Below are 6237 nucleotides of genomic sequence, written 5' to 3'. Positions count from 1 at the left end.
AGTCGTTCGTTAAGAAACCGAATTGAGCTGGGCCGGGCAGGCGAGAGTTGGCCATAGCAATCCCAGGAACAGGCCCAAGAGTTGTTTGAGCCAGGCGAGGATGCGGCGGAAGTTGTGACCGACGGCTGAGAGGATGACGTTGGCAGCGTCGCCGGCACGGCCTTTGAGGTAGCAGCGGCCGAGGTGACCTTCGGCCTTCATGTGTCCGATGATGGGCTCGATGGCGGAGCGGCGGCGCAGTTCGCGCTTGATGGCGCCGAAGACACCGCGCTTCTGGCCGGAGATGAAGACGCGCCGTGGATTTTGTGCGTCGTGGCCACGATATCCTTTGTCGACATAGGCCCGCTCGATCGAACAGCCGGTGAGGGTCTCGGTGCGGTCGATGACGTCCCGCAAGGTGTGACCGTCGTAGGGGTTGTCGGGCAGTGCCTTGGCGTGCAGCACGAACAGGCCGCCGGGAGCCCGGCGGTTGTTGGTGACGATGGAGGCCTTCACGCCGAACTCATAGGGCGCGGCGGCCTTGCCCTTGCCGATGCACTCCACCTCCGGGGCGTGGAAGGAATAGAGCTTCCAGCCACGCTGGCGCTGCTGCTGCGAGCGGATCTGGCTGGCTCGGCCAAGCGGAAGCGCGAACGTCTCCTCCTGTGCTGGCTGGCCCTCGATCTTGCGGCGGATGTCGCGGATGATCCGGCCCAGCCTGCTGCGCAGGATACGCAACTGCCGCTGATGCCGCCCGAACTGTTTGGCATGAGCGTAGCGACCCGCCATCATCGCGGCTGCCTTGGCCACGCGAGAATAGGATTGCCGCAGCCTGACGCCGTGCTGTCTCGCCAGGCGGTTGAGCCCCCTGATGGCCGCATGCAAGAGCTTGGCATCGGTCGGAAAGGTGATGGCCTTCGGTTGCACCGTGGTGTCGACCGTAACCCGCTTGAGGTCCTGGCTGCGCAACGCGCCGGCCTCATGCGCCACCCGCAGGCTCTCAGCCAGCAAAAGCTCCAGCTTGTCGCCGAGCCGCTTGCGCCAATGGCTCAGGTCCGAGCGCTCGTGCGGGAAAGCGTGCTGGAAGAACTCTTCGCCGGTGAAGAACTGGAAATACGGATCGTGGACCCAGCGCTCGCACACCCCCTCATCGGACAGCCCGTAAATTTGCTTGAGCAGCAAAAGCCCGATCATGAAACGGGTCTCGATCCCGGGCCGGCCGTTCTCGCTGTAGAGCGGAGCGATCTCGCCGTCGATCCAGTCCCAGTCGATCTTGCCGGCGAGCAGAACCAGCTCGTGCTTCATGTTGATGATCTGGTCCAGCCGCGCCCGGAACAGATCATTTGATCCCGTCGTCTTGTGCTTCTTTGGTCGCATCGTCCTCTCCGATGCACCACAGAATCACGGCTCACGGCAAAGGGGAAGTCACGAACGAATTTGCAGGGTTTGCAGCCCTCAACCTTCCAATCCCTGCAATCTCAAACGGATCTCAATCGAAAAAACAGACTCCAGCTCAATCGCTTAGAGCCTTGTTCACAGGCGATTCCAAAGACGTTGCCTAAAGGTCGCAAGATGGTACGTCCACCTCGCAGGAGGCGATAGCACTCCTCGCTTGAGAGCCACTGGCACTCGGGCCGTAATGGCACTGGAAGACAGTTCCACTTGAGTCGAACATGGTGCGTCCTAAACCGCAAGGTAGGTTGCCGGCGCGCCATCATCGTCGAAGTCACGGCATTCTCACCGGCCACGAGCTTTGTTGGAGACGGCCGTCAGGAACTGCCGCACATTGACGGATTTCACCGAAAAATCGGTACCGTCACGACAATTCCAGACTCCGATTCTCTTACATCGCCTGCATCGGGCCGTTGATCGCTGGCCGCGGCAAACCGACCAATTCTGCATCTGATGCCTCCCGAGACAGAGGCTGGCGCCGATATGATCTTGATCTATTCGATGAATTTCTCTCAGATCGAATGTTTCGCGCGCCTGGATTGGTATCGCCAGTGATGATACCGACCGCCCAGGCCGGGATCTCGATCGCACAAATATCAACGCGGCGCGCATATTCGTATCATGATCCGCGGCAATTGCGACATCCGCGCTACTGCAACGGCCATGCAGGAAATCCTAGGCCGGATCATTTGCCGATAGCGAGGTACAAAACGAAGGACATTGTGCCACTGGAAGAGATTCTCAGGCTTCAGAACGGCTGAAGCTTCCTTCCTTCACTGAACGCTGCCTTTAGTATCCTCGTAACTAGCTAGATCCTGAGAAACCACTAACGCCGAACTCCGCTGCGGCGCTGTGAAAATATTTGAACAAGCGGTCTATTCGCTCGAAAGTCGCGGTGCCGGCCGCGAGGTCGCAAAGAACATTTATCGCGTCCGGCTGCATTTGCAGGCGCTTGCAGATGTGCCTCTGCCGCCGACAGCAATTCAAGTCTGTGCGTCAAAGGGTACGGATCGTACCGAATGCAGATTTTGCGCGGGAGATAGCAATGATAAGCAGTAATCCGGCTAGTGCATCGAATAATGTGATGCAGCGTTCTTTTTTTACTATGACCTGCCTGGCAAGAACGGACATTCGAGATGCTTACCGGAGAGGAAGATGGCTGCCGAATACGATGAAGTACCCCTGAATGCGATCCGGGCGTTCGTGACCATCGCGCGAGAAGGAAGCGTCACGCGCGCGGCTACCGCGTTGGGAACAACACAGAGTTCGGTCAGCCGCTACTTGGCTGTTTTGCAGGGATACTTTGGCACAGACCTCGTGGAACGGCGAGGTCGGCGCAGCGAATTGACGGAATTCGGAAGGCTTTTCGTGAACACTGTTGCCGAACCACTCGATACGGTGTGCTTCACGGCCAAGAGAATGCGACGGCGGAGCCAACCGGGCTCTAATCGGATTGTGGTCCGCACATCGCTTTCTACCTTCGCTTTCTCCCTTCTAATTCCGAATCTCCAGGCGTTCTCTGCGGAAATGGGCGGGGTAATCGTGGATGTCATCAGCTCGCTGTCTCCGCCAACATCTTCCGATGATTTCGACATCTTGATTACACGCGACCTTTCCGTCCTCGAACCGGCAGACAACTGGGAAATCTACAACGAGGAACTCGTATGCGTCGGCTCTCCAACTTACGTGGCGGGAAAAGCGCTCTCAGTTGTTCGCTCGATGCCAATTCTGAACATCACATCCCGGCCCGACATACTGCCCACATGGTCGAGGGCGATGAACCTCGCCGCAAGAGACATAAAGGTGGGCGCGCGATATGATCACAATTATCTTGCCTTGCCGGCGGTCATGACCGGTAGATGTCTTTTGGTAGCACCCGAAATCGTTGTCAGCGATCTGGTGCGTGGCGGCGCTCTGCAGGTGATACCAGGATCGCGCACTCCCAGCGGCATGCAATATCGGGCGTACGCGGTCGACCGCAGTGACAAACCCGAAATCGCTCGTGCTTTTTGTCGATGGGTCGCGCGGCTCTGCAAAAAGGCCGCAATTCCGGAAGCGGCCTAACATCGTATCTGGCTACGTCAGAATTCAACCAGGGGATCCGATTGCAGAGAGCAGAGCCCAGTTGATTGTGCGGACAGATCTGCGGATTTCTGATCGAATGCTCGGGCCACTACGCTGAACCATCAATGGAGAGCTTGGCGCACGCAGCCGTGTTTGTAGAGGTTGCGCGCCGATATGATATTTCATCCTTCTGGGAGCCTGGCGTTCATTGACAGAAACGAACTCCCTCAGGTTTCCCTGGCGCCCTATCCCAAATTGGCCCGTTTGAAGACCCTGAACCTCTGAACCTGGGCGTGTCTGCTTTCCCGATGTTAGTCCTCCAATATCCGGACTTCAGCCACGACGGTGATCGGCGAAGAGCTCAGGAGGCGTCGTTCTTGTCTTTGCCCTTGCGACGGAGCAATGCGCGGTAGCCGCCCCGTATGATATGCAGCCCGGTCTGTACCAGGCGAATAGTCCGGCTGCGCAGATCGTGTGTTTTCCAGCCTCGATCGGGAATGCGATGCATGCCGAACAGACCTTGCGCGATCTTGCGATAGCTATTTCCTTCCAGCCGCCCATCGACGGCACGCATGGATAGGATGAGCCGATGGCGAGCCAGGATCGATAGAGAAAGAGAAGGTGGTCCGATGGCACGCTGTTGGAGCGCCAACCAAAATCGGCGTGCTGCCTGCAGACGAATGTCGAAATCGCGGTCGAGCGGCAGGTCAACGGCGACCAATGAGCCTCTCGGTGGAAGCTCTCTTAGCCAAAGGCGATGCTTCGCTCCTCCGAGCGGCACGATGGCATGCCATCCATCTTGCGCATGACGAAGCTCGCTGCCCGCCAGGTTGCTGAAATCGAGTTGGTACCCCTCTGACGCAGCGGAGCAGATCGCCGCGCGCGCAGGTAACGCGGTCGACAGCGCCTCAGGCGCCCAGAAAATGGGCTGCTCGTCGAACGCCTTTTGCGGATCAGCTGGAAAACGTCAGTCCCCACTTCCGCCGGAACTGATCCGACGTCGCGCTGGATTGTTCATTGCTGTACTCTTGTTGATACTCGTGAGAGCGGCGAAGCCATTCCCAAGCTATGTCCACTGTTTCTGCTTTTTTGGTCTCATCGTACGCGCTCTCTGATCTCCAGTCGGCACTTGGCATCGTACTTCTTTCCCCGGATGTTCTTGATGCACACGCAAGAAAAGCAGCCTGACAATTATGACCTATTTCTGGTTGCATCATTGCGGTTATTCAATGCTGATGCACTTAGTCGATGGAACGATCTACATATGCGATGGGAAGTCGTCAGGCCCATTTAGATACCGTCACTATTCACCCTTCGGCCAACCCCGACGCAGGAGATCACGATAGCCATGACGCGCCGCCCACTTGGCACGAGCCAGATGACTGTCGTAAGCACGGCGCGCGCGATCGGATTCAAGGGCCGGATCGATACCCAGCACAATGCGCGCGACTTCGCGCCAATCCGCATTATCGGATTCGGCATCGAGCAGGCGCATATAGGTGATGGCGTGCTGCTCGTCGTACGGCGTGAGCTCGGGCGCGCTGGGCGCCAAATCTGCGATCTTAGGACCGGCCGACACTAACTGGAACTCCTACCAGACTGAAAACTTCCATCTAAATCGAAGCGTTCGTAGCCGTATTCATGGCATCTTGGTACCGGCGATTTGTCGCGATCTGCGGGAGGCCATCAGACCTTTTGCGTCATCTCTATTTCGCTCACTCCGATGCAAGCGCCTGCTCGTTTCCTCTTTGCCAAGGGATCGAAACGTGCGCCTTGGCGGGCAGAAAACCGCACGCCCTCCTTGGTTGATTAGGTTGCGCGGCTGGGCCAGCGGTTAGTGGCTTCATTCAGTCGGCGCCGGTGAACTCCGCAGCTGCCTGTCATATGTCCGCGTGACATCGGCGAGATCCGGATCCAGTGGCTTCTTAATTGAAGTTTGCGCCCCGAGACAACTCATCTGGCTTCTGAACTAACTTACCGTAATAGGATTGTTATAGCCAGTGGTTTGATGGTCAGCCCAATGGCTGCTTTAGCGCATGAAAGCTCGTGCGCTTGTGGCGTGGAACGTGCGCCGGATCCGCGTAGGTCGCGGCATTCCGCAAGAACAATTGGCTTACGATGCCGGGATTGATCGCGCCTATATGGGCCGCATTGAGCAGCAAAAGGAGAATCCGACGATTGATCTTCTCGAGCGTATCGCTGAAACGCTTGATGTTCCTTTATCCGAGTTCTTTGTCCAGCCAACAAGAGGTGCGACGGCTCCGGAGACCTTGCCTAAGGGTCGGAAGCCGAAGCGTCCACATCGCAAGAAGAGATAGCCTCCGCAAACGAGAGACCAATTTATGGAGCGCCGCCCGTAAGGGCACTGGCCGACGGCTCTGCTTGAGTTGATCGGGCCGCAAGTTGCAAAAGTCTAGAGCTCCGGGCTTCGGAAGCAAAGCTTCGCGGAAAACAAACTATCTGGATCGTCCGCCTTACTTCAACGAGGTTCTGAGCGATTTGGATCGTCATCGGCGTACGCCGCTGGAGTGATACGATAGATTTGCTCGCACAGCTCGACATCTTGCCAATAGTCCCCTTCAAAAGACTCGGCAATCGAGAGCATCGACGGCAGTGAGTCCTATCCAGGCGCCACGGTACTGCCATGAACCACATGGTCGCGTCTTTCAGGCGCGTCGTCGCGGCAGCCGCAAGCAAAATGTCGCGACGAGGCAGATCTCCAGGGCAACCGTGATGAGAGAA

The 6237-nt window shown here is 57.5% G+C and carries 6 protein-coding genes; 2 read left to right on the top strand and 4 right to left on the bottom strand.

What is annotated here, in order from left to right; genetic code table 11:
* Positions 1–9 precede the first annotated feature (9 nt).
* On the bottom strand, positions 10–1356 hold the full coding sequence (locus AS156_RS18990; protein WP_066507399.1) for an IS5 family transposase: 1347 nt from the start codon (positions 1354–1356) through the stop codon (positions 10–12).
* Between the two features lie 1230 nt (positions 1357–2586).
* On the opposite strand from AS156_RS18990, the gene AS156_RS18985 reads away from it, so the two are divergent.
* A complete protein-coding gene (locus tag AS156_RS18985; RefSeq protein WP_066507433.1) occupies positions 2587–3495 on the top strand; it encodes a LysR family transcriptional regulator in 909 nt (302 codons plus the stop codon).
* Between the two features lie 361 nt (positions 3496–3856).
* On the opposite strand, the gene AS156_RS18980 is transcribed toward AS156_RS18985, so the two are convergent.
* The 3 genes from AS156_RS18980 to AS156_RS18975 form a co-directional block, all read right to left on the bottom strand.
* On the bottom strand, positions 3857–4216 hold the full coding sequence (locus AS156_RS18980) for a DUF2285 domain-containing protein (protein ID WP_245312943.1): 360 nt from the start codon (positions 4214–4216) through the stop codon (positions 3857–3859).
* A 232-nt stretch (positions 4217–4448) separates the two neighbouring features.
* On the bottom strand, positions 4449–4631 hold the full coding sequence (locus tag AS156_RS46050) for a transcriptional regulator domain-containing protein (protein WP_430641804.1): 183 nt from the start codon (positions 4629–4631) through the stop codon (positions 4449–4451).
* A gap of 167 nt (positions 4632–4798) precedes the next feature.
* The gene (locus AS156_RS18975; protein ID WP_245312942.1) at positions 4799–5047 is read right to left on the bottom strand and encodes a DNA -binding domain-containing protein; all 249 of its coding nucleotides are present in this window, start codon (positions 5045–5047) and stop codon (positions 4799–4801) included.
* A 484-nt stretch (positions 5048–5531) separates the two neighbouring features.
* Between AS156_RS18975 and AS156_RS40855 the strand changes: the two genes are divergently transcribed.
* Positions 5532–5813 (top strand): helix-turn-helix domain-containing protein, encoded by a 282-nt coding sequence (locus AS156_RS40855; RefSeq protein ID WP_082747587.1) that lies wholly within the window; start codon positions 5532–5534, stop codon positions 5811–5813.
* The last annotated feature ends 424 nt before the right edge of the window (positions 5814–6237 follow it).

Source organism: Bradyrhizobium macuxiense, from assembly GCF_001542415.1.
GTDB lineage: Bacteria > Pseudomonadota > Alphaproteobacteria > Rhizobiales > Xanthobacteraceae > Bradyrhizobium > Bradyrhizobium macuxiense.
The sequence above is the reverse complement of the archived record's forward strand: the minus strand, read 5'-3'. Positions and strand labels throughout refer to the sequence as shown.

Bases quoted from the DNA above. Each gene is read 5' to 3' on its own strand.
- AS156_RS40855 (WP_082747587.1), top strand. From the start codon at position 5,532: ATGAAAGCTCGTGCGCTTGTGGCGTGGAACGTGCGCCGGATCCGCGTA.
- AS156_RS18985 (WP_066507433.1), top strand. From the start codon at position 2,587: ATGGCTGCCGAATACGATGAAGTACCCCTGAATGCGATCCGGGCGTTC.
- AS156_RS18990 (WP_066507399.1), bottom strand. From the start codon at position 1,356: ATGCGACCAAAGAAGCACAAGACGACGGGATCAAATGATCTGTTCCGG.
- AS156_RS46050 (WP_430641804.1), bottom strand. From the start codon at position 4,631: ATGCCAAGTGCCGACTGGAGATCAGAGAGCGCGTACGATGAGACCAAA.